Genomic DNA, 13,874 nt, shown 5'->3' on the forward strand with positions numbered 1-13,874 from the left:
AGCGCGTCCAGCGACCGCCGCGCCACCACCCGCCACGGGCGGCGCAGCACCGCGGTCAGCACGGCGTCGCACGTGGCCAGCACCTGCCTGTCGCGCGGATCCCCGGGCCGGGGCGGGTGGTGGTGGGCCACGACCTCGTCCACGTACGCCAGCCCCCACCCCTTCGCGGCCAGGTCCACGGCCAGCCGCTCCTCCTCGCCGATGGAGAAGAGCACGCCGTCGAACCCGCCCGCCTCCAGGAACGCCTCCTTGCGCACCACCGCCCCGAACGCCGGGAATCCCAGCACGCTCGGCCCCGGCAGGTCCGGCTCCACGCCGAGCGGTGAGCCGCGCATCGCCTCCGACGCCGCGTCCAGGCGCTTCTCCGGCCCCACCAGCACGCGTGCCCCCAGGACGGCCAGCCTCGGATACGCGTCCAGCACGTCCGCGGCCCGTTCCAGCGCCCCCGGCGCCCACCAGGAGTCGTCGGCGGCGAAGGCCACGTACGGGGTCTCCGCCAGGCGGACGCCGAGGTTGCGGGCCGGCGCGCCCAGGTCCCTGCCCGCCTCCACCACGTGAACGTCCGGGAAGTGGCGCCGCACGAACCCCGCCGTCCCGTCGGTCGACCCGTTGTCGACGAGGATCACCGGGGGCGGGTGCAGGGGAAGCGTGCGGGCCAGCGCCCGCAGCCTGTCCTTGCAGGCCACGACCACGGTCACGCGCGGATCGTTCACAGAGGGCCACTTACCGCGCCGCGCTCTCTTACTCCTCTCGGTTGACGCGCTCCCCGGAAAGGGGTATCAAGGGCGGTAACAGTGTTACCGAGAGGAAACGGCGTTACCGTGAGCACTGCGTACCAGCAGGCCCAGCAGGAGGGGCAGAGCGTCGTCCGGGCCGCGATCCTCGACGTCGCCACGCACCTGCTCGCCACCGAGGGGCCGGCGGCGCTGACCGTGCGGCGGATCTCCGGCGAGGTCGGCTGCTCGACCAAGGTGATCTACACGCTGTTCGGCGGCAAGGACGGGCTCAGCCAGGCGGTGTGGCTGGAGGGGTTCGCGCGGTTCGAGCGGTGGCTGCTCGAGGGGATGGGCCCGGATGATCCCCTGACCGGGCTGCGCAAGGGCATGGCTGCCTACCGCGCCTACGCGCTGGCCGAGCCCGACTGCTACCGGGTCATGTTCCAGGGGGCGATGCCGGGGTTCAAGCCGGACCAGGAGTCGGTGCAGGCCGCCAGGCGGACGTTCGACCTGCTGCTGCGGCGCGTGGAGGAGTGCCTGGAGGCGGGGGTGCTGCGCGGGGGAGCGGCCCGGGAGATCGCCGATGTGCTGTGGATGGCCATGCACGGCGCCGTAAGTCTGGAAATTTCTGGCTATTTCGAGCCCGACGAGGTGGCACAGCGCTACCAGCTGCTCTGCGCCTCGGTCCTCGCGCCTTTCCTGGCCCAAGGCGCCTGACCCACGAGAGGAACGTGACATGACGCCCTTCACCGGCGGGTTCGCACCCGTGACCGATGAGATCACGGCCTTCGACCTGGAGGTCACCGGCCGCATCCCGGCCGAGCTGAACGGCCGCTACCTGCGCAACGGCCCCAACCCGCTCAGCCTCGACGACCCCACGGCCGGCCACCTGTTCCTCGGCGAGGGCATGGTGCACGGCGTGCGGCTGCGCGACGGCCGCGCCGAGTGGTACCGCAACCGCTGGGTACGCAGCGCCCGCGTCGCCGAACGGCTCGGCGAGCCGGCCCGGCCGGGGCCGCTGCACAAGAACTGGGACTTCGCCGCCAACACGCACGTCATCGGGCTGGCCGGGCGCACGTTCGCGACCGTCGAGGCCGGGCCCCTGCCGTACGAGCTGGACTACGAGCTCGACACCGTCGGCACATGCGACTTCGACGGCGGCCTGCCCGGCGGGTTCGCCGCGCACACCCACCTCGACCCGGTCAGCGGCGAGCTGCACGCGCTGGCCTACTTCTTCGGCTGGGACCACCACCAGCACATCGTGATCGACCCCAAGGGGTCGGTGACGCGGATCAGGGACATTCCGGTCGCCGACGCGCCGATGCTGCACGACTTCGCGCTCACCGAGCGGTACGTGGTGATCTACGACCTGCCGGTCACGTTCAGCCAGGTCCATGCGGAGAAGGGCGTTCCGCTGCCGTACGCGTGGAACGACGCCCACGGCGCCCGGGTCGGGCTCATGTCGCGCGAGAGCGGCGACGTGCGGTGGGTGGAGGTGGACCCGTGCTGGGTGTTCCACACGCTCAACGCCTACGACGACGGCGACGAGGTGGTCGTGGACGTGGTCCGCTACCCCAAGCGGTTCGTGGACGCCCGGCTCGACCTGGGCGGACTGCCGACGCTCGACCGGTGGACGATCGACCCGGCCGCCGGCAAGGTCCGGCGGACGCGGCTGGACGACCGGCCGCAGGAGTTCCCGCGCATGGACGAGCGCCGCACCGGCCGGCCGTACCGCTACGGCTACACCTCGGCCGCCCGCGACCTTCACGACGTGCTCTACCGGGCCGACAGTGAGCTGGAGGACCTGCCCGACCAGGCCTTCGACAACACGCTCATCAAGCACGACCTGGTGCGCGGGACGCAGGAGTGGCGGCAGTTCGGGCGGGGCGCGTACGTCGGCGAGCCCGCTTTCGTGGCCTCCGGCGCGGCCGAGGACGACGGCTACGTGCTCGCCCTCGTCAACAACGAGGCCAGGGGAGCGGCCGACCTGATGATCCTGTCCGCGCAGGACTTCACCGGCGAGCCCGTCGCCACCGTCCACCTGCCGGCCCGCGTCCCGCTCGGCTTCCACGGAAGCTGGATCGCCGACTGAGCCGGACACGGTAGCCTCTTCAGGTTGGGGTTCGTGAGAAGCTCGTGAAGAGGGAGAGGCCGTGACCGGTCTGGTCGTCGCCATGGACGGTCCTTCGGGGTCGGGTAAGTCGAGCGCGTCGCGCGGGGTCGCCCGGGCGCTGGGCCTGCGCTACCTCGACACCGGGGCGATGTACCGGGCGATGACCTGGTGGATGCTCCGGCAGTCCGTCGACCTGGCCGACCCCGCCGCCGTGGCCGCCCGCTGCGGCGAGCCGCGCATCGAGTCCGGCACCGACCCCGACGGTCCCACGATCCACGTCGACGGCGTCGACGTGGCGGGTCCGATCAGGGAGTCCGAGGTCACCGGCGCCGTCTCCGCCGTGGCAGCCGTCCCCGAGGTCCGGGCCCGCCTGGTCGCGCTCCAGCGGGAGCTCATCGGGGCCGGTGACATCGTGGTCGAGGGCCGCGACATCGGCACGGCCGTCTGGCCCGAGGCTGCCGTCAAGGTCTACCTGACGGCCAGCCCGGAGGCCCGTGCCCGGCGGCGCAACGCCGAGCTGGCCGGCTCGACGGTGGCGGCGCAGCAGGAGGCCATGGCCAAGCGTGACACCCTCGACTCGACCCGAAAGACGGACCCACTCTCGATGGCGGATGGCGCCGTCGAGCTCGACACCACGCCGTTGACCTTGGAAGAGGTCATAGCTGAGGTGTTGAGATTGGTCGCGGAGCGGAGGAGCTCGGAAGGAGAGAGCGGAGCCAACGAGTTCCGAAGCGGCCGCGACCATGTACACGAGCGCACCTGAGGGTGCGGTACTCACAAAGGATGAAATTTCGTGCCAACGGGGGATTGGGTCGAGGCCGGCCTCGACGACCTTGAGATCACCGAGCACGGCGACACTACGCCGTTGCCGGTCGTCGCCATCGTGGGGCGGCCTAATGTAGGCAAGTCCACGCTGGTCAACCGCATCATCGGCCGCCGCGAGGCGGTCGTGGAGGACGTGCCGGGCGTCACGCGCGACCGGGTCACGTACGACGCCAACTGGCGTGGCCGCCGCTTCACGGTGGTCGACACCGGCGGCTGGGACCCCGACGCCACCGGGATGAACCTGCGCATCGCCGAGCAGGCCCAGGTCGCCGTCGAGCTGGCCGACGTGATCGTGTTCGTGGTCGACGCCACCGTGGGCGCGACCGACGCCGACGAGATCGTGGGCTCGGTCCTGCGGCAGTCCGGCAAGCCGGTCGTCCTGGCCGCCAACAAGGTCGACAACCAGCAGCTCGAGCTGGAGGCCGCCGCGCTGTGGTCGCTCGGCCTCGGCGAGCCGTACCCCGTCTCGGCCCTGCACGGGCGCTCCAGCGGCGACCTGCTCGACGTGGTGCTCGACGCGCTGCCCGAGACGCCCGCGCTCGGCTTCGAGACCGAGCGCGGCCCGGCCCGCGTCGCGCTGCTCGGCAAGCCCAACGTCGGCAAGTCCTCGCTGCTCAACAAGCTCGCGGGCGAGGAGCGGGTGCTGGTCGACCCCATGGCCGGCACCACCCGCGACCCGGTCGACGAGCTGATCGAGCTGGGCGGGCGCACCTGGCGGTTCGTCGACACGGCCGGCATCCGGCGGCGCGACCGCGAGCTGCAGGGGGCCGACTTCTACGCGGCCATGCGCACCCGCGCCGCGCTGGAGCGCACCGAGGTGGCCGTCGTGCTCATCGACGCCAGCCAGATCCTCACCGAGCAGGACCTGCGCATCATCGGCCTGGTCATCGAGTCGGGCCGGGCGATGGTCGTCGCCTTCAACAAGTGGGACCTGGTTGACGAGGACCGCCGCTACTACCTGGAGAAGGAGATCGACCGGCAGCTCGTCCGCACCCCGTGGGCGCTGCGGGTCAACATCTCCGCCCTGACGGGCCGGCACATCGACCGGCTGGTGCCCGCTCTGGAGAAGGCGCTCGACTCCTGGTCCACCCGGGTGCCCACCGCCCGCCTCAACGCGTTCCTGACGGAGCTGGTGCAGCAGACGCCGCCGCCGGTGCGGGGCGGCAAGCAGCCCAAGATCCTCTTCGCCACGCAGGCCTCCGTGGAGCCGCCGAAGTTCGTGCTGTTCACGTCGGGATGGCTGGAGGACACCTACCGGCGCTTCATCGAGCGGCGCATCCGGGAGGAGTTCGGGTTCGCCGGCTCGCCGATCGAGGTCACGATGAAGATCCGGGAGAAGCGGGCCAAGAAGGACAAGTAACGCGCGGCGCCCGGGGAATGGCTTTGCCGTTCCCCGGGCCCGACCGTAGGATCTACGGCAACGCGTCGACGGAGACGAGTAGCCAGAGGTCCGCAGGGGTCGAGAGAGCCGCCGGTAGCTGCGAAGGCGGTCCCGTGCTCCGCTGGTGAAGACACTCCCGAGTGCGGGGAGGAAATGCCCCGCCGGCCTGACCCCCGTCATCGGGTCGTCGAGGCCGCTTCAATGAGGCGGCGAAAGTGCGGTGGCACCGGGAGTTCCCTTCTCCCCCGCACTCCCAAGGGGTCATGCAATTCCTCGTGAGGAGCTGTAATGATCTCTCGTGTCATGTCGGCGGAGCTCGCTGAGCACGCCGGCCAACGAGTGACGATCGCCGGCTGGGTCCATCGCCGCCGGCAGCTGAAATCCGTGTCCTTCCTCGTCGTCAGGGACCGTACCGGCCTGGCCCAGGTGGTCGCCGCGAGCGACCTGCCCGGCGAGGAGAGCGTCGTCGAGGTCACCGGCACCGTGACCGCCAGCCCGCAGGCGCCGGGAGGCGTCGAGCTGGTCGAGCCGGAGATCGAGGTGGTGACGGAGCCGTGCGCGGCGCCGCCGTTCGACCTCTACCGGCCCGTCGTGTCGGCCGGGCTGCCGACGATCCTCGACCACGCGCCGGTCGCGCTGCGGCATCCGCTGCTCAGCGCGCCGCTGGAGATCTCGGCCGCGAGCGTGGCGGGGTTCCGCGAGACGCTCGACGGGCTCGGGTTCACCGAGATCCACACGCCGAAGATCGTCGCCTCGGCCACCGAGTCGGGCGCGAACGTCTTCGGCATCGACTACTTCGGCAGCCGCGCCTACCTGGCCCAGTCGCCGCAGTTCTACAAGCAGGCGATGGTGGGGGTGTTCGAGCGGGTCTACGAGGTCGGTCCCGTCTTCCGGGCCGAGCCGCACGACACCGTACGCCATCTGGCCCAGTACACCAGCCTCGACGCCGAGCTGGGCTTCGTCCGGGACCACCGCGACGTGATGGCGGTGCTGCGGGAGGTGGTGGCGGGCATGCTGGAGTCCGTACGGCGCCGCGCCCCGTCCGCCGTCGAACGCGCCGGGGCGGTCCTGCCCGAGGTGCCCGCCGAGATCCCGGCCATCCACTTCACCGAGGCACAGGAGCTGACCGGCTCGGCCGAGCCGGACCTGTCGCCCGCGCAGGAGCGGTGGCTGTGCGAGTGGGCGGCGAAGGAGCACGGGTCGGAGTTCCTGTTCGTCACCGGCTACCCGATGTCCAAGCGGCCCTTCTACACCCACCCGGACCCCGCGCGGCCCGGCTGCTCCAACGGGTTCGACCTGCTGTTCAGGGGTCTGGAGCTGGTCACCGGCGGGCAGCGGCTGCACCGGTACCCGGACTACGTGGCCGCGCTGGCCGCCCGGGGCGAGGGCCTGGAGGCGTACGAGGGGTACTTGCAGGCGTTCCGGTACGGGATGCCGCCGCACGGCGGGTTCGCGCTCGGGCTGGAACGGTGGACGGCGCGGCTGACCGGGGCCGCCAACATCCGCCAGACCACCGCCTTCCCCCGCGACCTGCACCGCCTGTCCCCGTGACCGACGGCTCTCCGCGCCCGCCTCTCAGGCGGGCGTGGAGGGCGCGTCCCGCCGGGTGCGCGGCATCAGCAGCGCGACGGCCGCGCCCAGCAGGCAGATGAACGCCGTGACCAGGAACATCTCCGTGTACTCCGTGTGCAGCGCCGCCTGCACCTTCGCGGTGTACTCGGCCAGCTGCCGCTGGTACGTCACCGTGTCCACGCCGAACGGCAGCGGCGTGTCCAGATGAGCGGTCAGCGACTGGAACCGGTAGAAGCCCCACGCCGACACCGCCGCGATGCCGATCAGCATGCCCATCATCCTGGCCACCACGACCGCCGCCGACGCCACGCCGTGCTGGGCCGCCGAGGTCACGCGCAGCACCGCCGACGAGACCGGGGCGATGACCAGGCCCAGCCCCAGACCGGCGACCACCAGGTCGACGTCCACGAGGAGCCCGGCGCTCTCGAGCTCGAGCGGCCACCGGCTCATCAGCCAGTAGCCGGCCGCGCCGAGCACCATGCCCGCCACCGCGACGACGCCGTCGCCCAGCCTGCGGGCCAGGAGGCCGCCCAGCAGGGCGCCCACGGTGAGCGCCGCCAGGAACCTGGCCAGGACCAGCGACGCTCCCAGCGCGTCCTCGCCGAGCAGGGTCTGGGCGGTGAACTGGACGAACACCATGGTCACCAGGAGCGCCGCCCCGGCCAGGAAGCTCACGGCCAGGGTGGCGAGCAGGGGGCCCTTGCGGGTGGCGGAGAGGTCGAGCAGGCGTACGGGGGAGCGGATCTCCCACCACACGAAGATCCCGGCCGCCAGCGCTCCGGCGGCGATCACGGGCAGGCCCCACGGGGGGAGCACGGTCTTGGCGGGGTCGGGGTTGTACAGGCCCACGACCAGCAGCGCGAGCGCCAGCGCCAGCAACGCCCCGCCGACGACGTCCACACGCCGCCTCCCATCGGCGACCTCCACCCGCCCGGCGCCGGCGGCCGTCCCCGTGACCGCGCCGGAGTCGCCCGCGCGATGCGCCGCCGCGTCGGCGCCGGTGGCCGTCTCGCCTGCGGCTCCGCCGGGCTCGACCTGGCCGGCCACGCCGCCGGTGGAGGTCGTGGTGGGTGCGGCGTCAGAGGTGCCGGCTGTGGGCGCCGCCGTGCTGGACGCGCCCGCTGACGGGAGTGCCGTGCTGGACGCTGAAGGGAGTGCCGTGCCGGGAGTGGCCGCTGAGGGGAGTGCGGGCTCGGGGGTGGTCGTGGTGGCGTGTGGCGGTTCGGTGCGGGCTGGTGGGCCGGAGGGGACGGTGAAGTGGACCGCGACGGCGGCCAGGGCGGCGAGCGGGAGGTTGATCCAGAAGATGGCGTGCCAGCCGCCCAGCTCCACCCCCGCCACCACGGTGCTCGGGATCAGCGCCAGCACCCCGCCGTACAGGGGCCCGAGGGCGCTCCCGAGCTCCTGCGCCGCCCCCACGGCCCCCAGCGCCACCGGCCGCTCGCGCTCGTCCCACAGGTCGCCGATGAGCGCCATCGTGATCGGCAGCAGCGCCCCGCCCGCCACCCCCTGCACGGTGCGCCCGGCCACCACCATCACCTCGCCGGCGGCCAGCGCCGTCAGCACCGAGCCGAGCGCGAACGCCGCCAGGCAGGCGTGGATCAGCGGCCGCCGCCCGTAGCGGTCGGAGAGCTGGCCGAGCAGCGGCATCGCGGCGACGTACCCGAGCAGGAACCCCGTCACGATCGGGGTGGCCCGCTCCAGGTGGTTCAGCGGGATGCCCACGTCCTCGGCGATGTCGATGAGGACCGTGACCACCACGTACGCGTCGAGCGCGGCCAGCAGCACCACCGCGCCCCCGGCGCCGAGGACGACCCGGCGGGCGCGTCTCATCCGGCGGCGGGCGGCGTGATCGTGACCGGCGCGTCGTAGTCGCTGAACGACACCGTCACCGTGCCGCCCTGCAGCGGCAGGCTGGCCTTGGTCAGGCGGCTGGTGGCCTTGTCGAGCCAGACCTTGCCGTTCACGCCCTGCGTGACGCCGGGGATGATCTGGCCGATGGCCTGCCCGGGGAAGGCGGTGGCCACCCGGTACGCGTCGCCCTCCAGCGCCTCCACCTGGGGCTCGGTCGCGGAGGCGAGCAGCTGCGCGATGCCCTTGGTCGGCTCGAGGATCACCGAGGGGTCGTAGAACTGCGCGAGCTGCTGCCGCGTCATCTTCTGGAAGCCGCCCGTCGGCCCCTTGAAGTGCACGGTGTCCCCGACCAGGGCGAAGCTGACCTCCTGCAGGCTGCCCAGGATGTCGATCGTGATCGTGCCGTCGGCGTCACCGGCGGCGGTGAGCCTGCCGTCCGCCTTCTTGACCGGCACCTTGGGCTTGCCCTCGGTCGCGATCGAGAAGCTGGCCGACTTGACGCCCTTCATCGCCTCGGAGGCCTTCTTCATCAGGTCGGGACCGGCGGGCAGCTCGCCGCCGCCGCCCGACGAGCACGCCGACACCAGCGCGAGAACGGCGACGATCAGAAGCTTTCTGAGCATGTGCGGATCGTATCCACCGCCTGGGAACGCCGTGCGGCGTCGCGGATATCGGTTGGGTGTCAGCGCAACCTCGTCAGCGCAATTCTTCAGCGCAATTTCTCAGCGCAATTTCTTCAGGCGCTCGACGATCGGCCCGTAGGCCGCCTCGATCGCTTCGAGCTGCTCGTCGGTGAGCCGGTCGACGAAGTGCTCGCGCACGCTCGCCACGTGGTCCGGCGCCACCCGCTGGATCGTCTCCCAGCCCTCGTCGGTCAGCACCGCGAACGTGCCCCGCCGGTCGTCGCGGCAGTCCTCCCTGGTCACCAGGCCCTTGGCCTCCATGCGGGAGATCTGGTGCGACAGCCGGCTGCGTGACTGGATCGTCGCGTCGGCCAGGTCGCTCATCCGCATGCGCCGCCCCTCGTTCTCCGAGAGGTTGACCAGGATCTCGTAGTCGTTCAACGAGAGCTGGTGCTCCTGCAGCTCCCGGTCGAGCCGGTGCATGAGGAGCTTGTGCAGCGCCAGATGCGTGCGCCAGGCACGCTGTTCGGCGGGTGAAAGCCAACGAGGCGCGCTCATGATCTCCAATCTAGCGCACGTAGAGTGAAGCGCTATGGAGCAGCGGGAATCGGGGGAGAGCCTGAGCACCGTCCTGGTGGCGGGTGCGGCCAATCTGACGATCGCCCTGGCCAAACTCTTCGCGGGTCTCCTCAGCGGCTCGGCGGCGATGCTGTCGGAGGCGGCCCACTCGGCCGCCGACACCGTGACCGAGCTGTTGTTGCTGGTGGCGGTGCGCCGCGCGGGCCGGCCGCCGGACCCGCGGCATCCGTTCGGCCACGGCAAGAGCGGGTTCTTCTGGGCCATGATGGCGGCGGTCGCGACGCTGGTGGGCGGGGCCGGGTTCTCGATCACGCACGGACTGCACGTGATCGAGAAGGGCGAGGAGCTGAGGAACCTCACCCCGTCGTACATCGTGCTGGCCATCGCGTTCGCCGTCGAGGCCGTCTCGTTCACCAAGGCCCTCTCCCAGCTGCGCAGGCAGGCCGCCAGGCACGAGCTCGACCCGGTCCGGCTGGTGCGGATCACCTCCGACACCCCGTTGAAGGCCGTGCTGTTGGAGGACGCGGCCGCCCTCGTGGGCCTGGTCATCGCGGCCGCCGGGCTGGCCGGGTCGCAGCTGACGGGCTCGGCGCTGTGGGACGGCCTGGCGTCGGCCGGGATCGGCCTGCTCCTGCTGGTGGTGGCGCTCATCCTGATCCGGTCGAACATCTCGCTGCTCATCGGCCAGGCCGCGCCCGCGCACGTGGAGGAGGGCATCCGGGCCGAGCTGACGGCTCAGCCGGAGGTGGAGGAGGTGGTCGAGCTGCTCACCATGATGATCGGGCCCGGCTCCATCCTGGTGGCCGCCAAGATCGACTTCGTGGACGTGGCGAGCGCGGCGGGTGTGGAGATCGCCTGCGACGAGGTGGACCGGCGGCTGCGGGAGCGCTTCTCGGGGATCAGCCTGGTCTTCCTCGACCCCACACCGACCCGCCGTCGCTGACGGGGGCAGGGGGCGGGTCAGCTGAAGTAGTGCATGGCGATGGCGACGCCGATGACGTGCATCAGGACGACGATGACGATGAAGGAGATGAACACGAACTTCGCCGGCCCGTGCTCGAACGTCTTCCCCTCTTCGAGGGGCCGCCGCTGGGCCATGCGGTCGGCGATCCGCTCCTCCAGGGGTTTCCGGTAGAACATGTGGACAAGTCTATCCGGGAATGGGCATCCTCCTCGCGGGGGTGTCCGTGACAACGGCCACTCTGATGTCCGGCCCCACGCTCCACTCGAGCAGGTGCCGGCCCTCGAGGTCGTCGCCGCCCGCGCGGAGCCTGTCGAGCGTCAGCTCGCCGCGCTTGATCAGCGCCTCCTTGCGCGTCCAGTGCCGGATCAGCTCGTCGTTGCCGGTGACCATCGCCCGCTCGCGCGGGGTGAGCACCCGGTCCGCGAGCAGCGGGTCCAGCGGCCCCGGCGGCACGTGCTCCGCGTCCACGCCGACCTTGCCGGGACCGGCCGCCGCGCACACGTAGCCGCGCGTGTGGCTGAAGCTGACGCCCAGCTCGGGCGCCTGCTCGATGTACGGCTTCCCGTGCCCGAGGCCGTGCAGGTCGCAGCGCTGCAGCAGGGTCAGCCCCTGCGGCTTGACGTCGAGCACGGCGGCGGCGCACAGCCGTACGAGCAGGTGGGCGGCGACGAAGCTGGCCCGATCCGCCTCGAACCTGAACCGCCCGGCCCGCTCGGTCTCCACCTCGGTGAGCCAGTCTTCCGGGGCGCGCACCTCGTCGGGGCGGCCACCCATCGCTAAAGAACCGATGGTCAGTCCTTCTTCTTGTCGCCGGTGAGGTTGTACTGGTCCTCCGAGGCCGCGCCGAGAACGGTCACGTCATGGATCTTCCAGGTCCCCTTCTCCTTCACAAGGCTGATCTTAAGGTGCGAGTCCTTGACGGAGCGGATCGCTTCGGAGGTGTTCACCTGCTGGTCCACCACGACGATGGCGTGCGCGGTGGCCTCGTCCACGTCGGCCAGGTAGACCTCGCGCACCGTGGCCTGCGAGGTGGCCTTGAGCTTGACGATGACCTGCGCCATCGCCCCGCCGAACGCCGCGTCGTAAGTGGCCAGGAAGTCGCCCGTGGCCTGGGCGGCGAGGGTGGAGCGGGTGTTCTGGAGGTTCTGGTAGTCATAGCTGAGCAGCGCCTTGCTGAACGCGCTCGCCGCCCCCGACACCTCCAGGCGCAGCGCGCGCTCGGACTCGAGCCTGGCCCGCGCGTCCTCGGCCTGCGAGGCGGAGATCCACTGCAGCACCGCGGTGGCGGCGAGCGCGGCCACCAGCATCGCCGCCAGCGTCCCGAGCAGCCGGGCCCGCGTGACGCGCCCACCGCCCTTGCCGCCCGCCGCCTCTTCGTCCGGAGCCCTGTCGGCGGGCGCCGTATCCGCCACCGCAGGATCCTCTTCCTCGGTGCGGGCGTCCTCGGCGAGGTCCTGTTCGGTGGTCATTTCGACTCCTCACGGCGGCGGGCGGCCCGGCCCGTCGCGATCCAGCCCACGATGCCACCGCCGGCCACCACGGCGAGGAATATCCCGGCAATCAGCGGGGTGGCGTTCGGCGGGGTGCGGGACGCGGGCCCGGCGGCCGCCGCGCCGCTGGGCGACGGGGTGGCCTCGGGCCGCTGTTTCGGTTTCTCGGTGTTCCTCGCCACCGGGCGCGCGGACTCGGCGGGCGAGGCGGGTGAGGCGGGTGAGGCGGTGTCCGCCGGTGCGGCGGCGTCCTGATGGGGATCTGTACGGCGATCTGCGCGGGAGTCGTCGGAGTCCGGGGAAGCGGCGGGGGAGGGGCAGGAGCGCAGGGCGGGCACCGTCGGAGGCCCGACCGCGCCGGCGTACTCCTCGGCCGGGGTCGGCCCGCCCGGCACGCTGAAGATGAACGCCGCCCTCCCGTAGACGGTGTCGCCGTGCCGGTCGCTGATGTCGTCCGCCAGGCTGAGCGCGGTCGGGACGATGCTGAGCAGGTGGTGCACGTTCCGCTCGGTCTGCGCCGAGAACGCCGGTCGATGCGGCTGTCCCAGCGCGGTCAGCAGGCACGAGAACCCCGGCCTGGACTTCTTGACGGCCTCGTCCAGCCGGGCGAACACCCCCGGCCCCCGGTCGAGGAAGGTGTTCAGGTCGGCGCGGGAGGCGCGCAGCGTGCTCGTCACCGTGCTCAGGTCGGTGATCCCGGAGGCCAGCTCGCCCCGCTTGCCGGCCAGCGTGTGGGTGAGCCGGGTGAGCTGCACCGACAGGTCGTCGAGGACGGCGGCGTTGTCGGCCAGCGTGCCGGTCAGGGAGTGGGCGTCGTCGATGATGTTCCTGATCGCCGGGGCCCGCCCGTCCAGCGCGACGGCCAGCTCATGCGTGATCGTCTTCGCGTCCCGGGGCGGCACCGCGTTCAGCAGCTTGCCGACGCCCTCGAACAGCTTCTTGTAGTCGAGCGGCACCGACGTCTTGGCCAGCGGGATCGTGTCCCCGGCCGCGAGCATGGGGCCCTTCACGCCGGTGGCGGGCGGCGAGAGCTCCACGTACGGCTCCCCGATGGCCGACTTGCGCCGCACCTCGGCCGTGGCGCCCTGGGGCAGCCGGATCCCCCTGTCGATGTCGAGACCGACCACGATCTTGCCCGGCGCCAGCCGCACGTCGCCGATCTTGCCGACCCGCACCCCCAGGTACGCCACGTCGAACCCCCGGATGAGCCCCGGCGACGACACGAACTCGGCCGAGACCCGGTAGGGCCGCTCGATGGCGTCGAGCCGGATGATCGTGCTGAACGCCCAGACGGTCATGACCACGCCCAGGACGGCGAAGACCCCCAGGTTCAGATAGATCCGGTTTTTCATCGCGGCGGCTCCAGGAGCAGGCGGAAGTCCTCGATCCGGTTCGGCAGCAGCCCCTGCGACGACTTCTTGGGCAGCAGGACGCCCTTCAGCCACAGGTAGATCAGCACCTGCCCGTTGGCCGTGATCGGCGGCGCGTCGATGAACTTCTGCAGCCGCGCCACCAGCGTCTTCAGGTCCTCCTTGCCCCGCTGCATCGCCGACGAGATGGCCTCCAGCTCCAGCAGCAGCGTCCGCAGCCGGGCGGCGTGGCGCGGGTAGACGGTGAGGTTGGCCTCCTTGGCCAGCCGGGTCAGCGCGATGATCGTCTTCTTGACGTGCTTGCGCCCGTGCGCGATCCGCGCGGTGGCCGCGGCCAGCGTGCCCGGCAGCCGGTCCAGCTCGCCGCTGCCCTTGGCGAGGTCGTCG

14 protein-coding genes and 1 pseudogene are annotated in these 13,874 nt (G+C 71.7%); 6 read left to right on the forward strand and 9 right to left on the reverse strand.

Translation table 11 applies throughout. From position 1 onward, the window contains the following. On the reverse strand, positions 1 to 713 hold a 713-nt coding region (locus ACWDX9_RS49805; RefSeq protein WP_449968249.1), incomplete at its 3' end, for a glycosyltransferase family 2 protein. Positions 714 to 821: 108 nt separating this feature from the next. On the opposite strand from ACWDX9_RS49805, the gene ACWDX9_RS49810 reads away from it, so the two are divergent. The 5 genes from ACWDX9_RS49810 (at position 822) to aspS (ending at position 6,586) form a co-directional block, all read left to right on the forward strand. Then, positions 822 to 1,433 (forward strand): TetR/AcrR family transcriptional regulator, encoded by a 612-nt coding sequence (locus tag ACWDX9_RS49810; RefSeq protein ID WP_449968252.1) that lies wholly within the window; start codon positions 822 to 824, stop codon positions 1,431 to 1,433. A 19-nt stretch (positions 1,434 to 1,452) separates the two neighbouring features. Next, the gene (locus tag ACWDX9_RS49815) at positions 1,453 to 2,808 is read left to right on the forward strand and encodes a carotenoid oxygenase family protein (RefSeq protein WP_449968254.1); all 1,356 of its coding nucleotides are present in this window, start codon (positions 1,453 to 1,455) and stop codon (positions 2,806 to 2,808) included. Positions 2,809 to 2,869: 61 nt separating this feature from the next. Next, positions 2,870 to 3,592 (forward strand): (d)CMP kinase, encoded by a 723-nt coding sequence (gene cmk, locus ACWDX9_RS49820; RefSeq protein ID WP_449968257.1) that lies wholly within the window; start codon positions 2,870 to 2,872, stop codon positions 3,590 to 3,592. Positions 3,593 to 3,622: 30 nt separating this feature from the next. After that, entirely contained in the window at positions 3,623 to 5,014 is a 1,392-nt protein-coding gene (der, locus tag ACWDX9_RS49825) for a ribosome biogenesis GTPase Der (RefSeq protein ID WP_394500028.1), read from the forward strand. A gap of 309 nt (positions 5,015 to 5,323) precedes the next feature. Further along, positions 5,324 to 6,586: an aspartate--tRNA(Asn) ligase gene (aspS, locus tag ACWDX9_RS49830; RefSeq protein WP_449968261.1), complete on the forward strand. Its 1,263-nt coding sequence runs from the start codon at positions 5,324 to 5,326 to the stop codon at positions 6,584 to 6,586. 24 nt (positions 6,587 to 6,610) lie between these two features. Here the strand turns inward: aspS and ACWDX9_RS49835 are convergent, their stop codons facing one another. From ACWDX9_RS49835 to ACWDX9_RS49845, 3 genes are all read right to left on the reverse strand, one after another. Beyond that, positions 6,611 to 8,440: an MFS transporter gene (locus tag ACWDX9_RS49835; RefSeq protein WP_449968263.1), complete on the reverse strand. Its 1,830-nt coding sequence runs from the start codon at positions 8,438 to 8,440 to the stop codon at positions 6,611 to 6,613. Then, complete coding sequence (locus tag ACWDX9_RS49840) at positions 8,437 to 9,084, reverse strand: LppX_LprAFG lipoprotein (protein ID WP_363963918.1); 648 nt, start codon at positions 9,082 to 9,084, stop codon at positions 8,437 to 8,439. Before ACWDX9_RS49840 ends, ACWDX9_RS49835 begins: the two co-directional genes overlap by 4 nt. A gap of 99 nt (positions 9,085 to 9,183) precedes the next feature. Continuing rightward, positions 9,184 to 9,642: a MarR family winged helix-turn-helix transcriptional regulator gene (locus tag ACWDX9_RS49845; protein WP_364246723.1), complete on the reverse strand. Its 459-nt coding sequence runs from the start codon at positions 9,640 to 9,642 to the stop codon at positions 9,184 to 9,186. Between the two features lie 34 nt (positions 9,643 to 9,676). Here ACWDX9_RS49845 and ACWDX9_RS49850 point away from each other — a divergent pair, with 34 nt between their 5' ends. Continuing rightward, positions 9,677 to 10,606, forward strand: a complete 930-nt coding sequence (locus tag ACWDX9_RS49850; protein ID WP_449968266.1) for a cation diffusion facilitator family transporter — start codon at positions 9,677 to 9,679, stop codon at positions 10,604 to 10,606. 17 nt (positions 10,607 to 10,623) lie between these two features. Here ACWDX9_RS49850 and ACWDX9_RS49855 read toward each other — a convergent pair whose 3' ends face one another. The 5 genes and pseudogenes from ACWDX9_RS49855 to ACWDX9_RS49875 form a co-directional block, all read right to left on the reverse strand. Continuing rightward, the gene (locus ACWDX9_RS49855; RefSeq protein WP_449968269.1) at positions 10,624 to 10,803 is read right to left on the reverse strand and encodes a hypothetical protein; all 180 of its coding nucleotides are present in this window, start codon (positions 10,801 to 10,803) and stop codon (positions 10,624 to 10,626) included. A 10-nt stretch (positions 10,804 to 10,813) separates the two neighbouring features. Beyond that, positions 10,814 to 11,401 carry a 4'-phosphopantetheinyl transferase family protein gene (locus ACWDX9_RS49860; RefSeq protein WP_449968270.1) on the reverse strand — a complete coding sequence of 196 codons (588 nt, stop codon included), beginning with the start codon at positions 11,399 to 11,401 and terminating at the stop codon, positions 10,814 to 10,816. Positions 11,402 to 11,418: 17 nt separating this feature from the next. Beyond that, positions 11,419 to 12,096 carry a hypothetical protein gene (locus ACWDX9_RS49865; protein ID WP_449968273.1) on the reverse strand — a complete coding sequence of 226 codons (678 nt, stop codon included), beginning with the start codon at positions 12,094 to 12,096 and terminating at the stop codon, positions 11,419 to 11,421. After that, on the reverse strand, positions 12,093 to 13,469 hold the full coding sequence (locus ACWDX9_RS49870) for an MlaD family protein (protein WP_449968276.1): 1,377 nt from the start codon (positions 13,467 to 13,469) through the stop codon (positions 12,093 to 12,095). The genes ACWDX9_RS49865 and ACWDX9_RS49870 overlap by 4 nt, the downstream gene beginning before the upstream one ends. Beyond that, positions 13,466 to 13,874: pseudogene (locus ACWDX9_RS49875) on the reverse strand (MCE family protein); the annotation flags it as partial. The pseudogene ACWDX9_RS49875 and the gene ACWDX9_RS49870, both read right to left, overlap by 4 nt.

The organism is Nonomuraea sp. NPDC003201 (genome assembly GCF_053590415.1).

Bases quoted from the DNA above. Each gene is read 5' to 3' on its own strand.
- ACWDX9_RS49815 (WP_449968254.1), top strand. From the start codon at position 1,453: ATGACGCCCTTCACCGGCGGGTTCGCACCCGTGACCGATGAGATCACG.
- aspS (WP_449968261.1), top strand. From the start codon at position 5,324: ATGATCTCTCGTGTCATGTCGGCGGAGCTCGCTGAGCACGCCGGCCAA.
- ACWDX9_RS49835 (WP_449968263.1), bottom strand. From the start codon at position 8,440: ATGAGACGCGCCCGCCGGGTCGTCCTCGGCGCCGGGGGCGCGGTGGTG.
- ACWDX9_RS49840 (WP_363963918.1), bottom strand. From the start codon at position 9,084: ATGCTCAGAAAGCTTCTGATCGTCGCCGTTCTCGCGCTGGTGTCGGCG.
- ACWDX9_RS49845 (WP_364246723.1), bottom strand. From the start codon at position 9,642: ATGAGCGCGCCTCGTTGGCTTTCACCCGCCGAACAGCGTGCCTGGCGC.
- ACWDX9_RS49850 (WP_449968266.1), top strand. From the start codon at position 9,677: ATGGAGCAGCGGGAATCGGGGGAGAGCCTGAGCACCGTCCTGGTGGCG.
- ACWDX9_RS49855 (WP_449968269.1), bottom strand. From the start codon at position 10,803: ATGTTCTACCGGAAACCCCTGGAGGAGCGGATCGCCGACCGCATGGCC.
- ACWDX9_RS49860 (WP_449968270.1), bottom strand. From the start codon at position 11,401: ATGGGTGGCCGCCCCGACGAGGTGCGCGCCCCGGAAGACTGGCTCACC.
- ACWDX9_RS49865 (WP_449968273.1), bottom strand. From the start codon at position 12,096: ATGACCACCGAACAGGACCTCGCCGAGGACGCCCGCACCGAGGAAGAG.
- ACWDX9_RS49870 (WP_449968276.1), bottom strand. From the start codon at position 13,469: ATGAAAAACCGGATCTATCTGAACCTGGGGGTCTTCGCCGTCCTGGGC.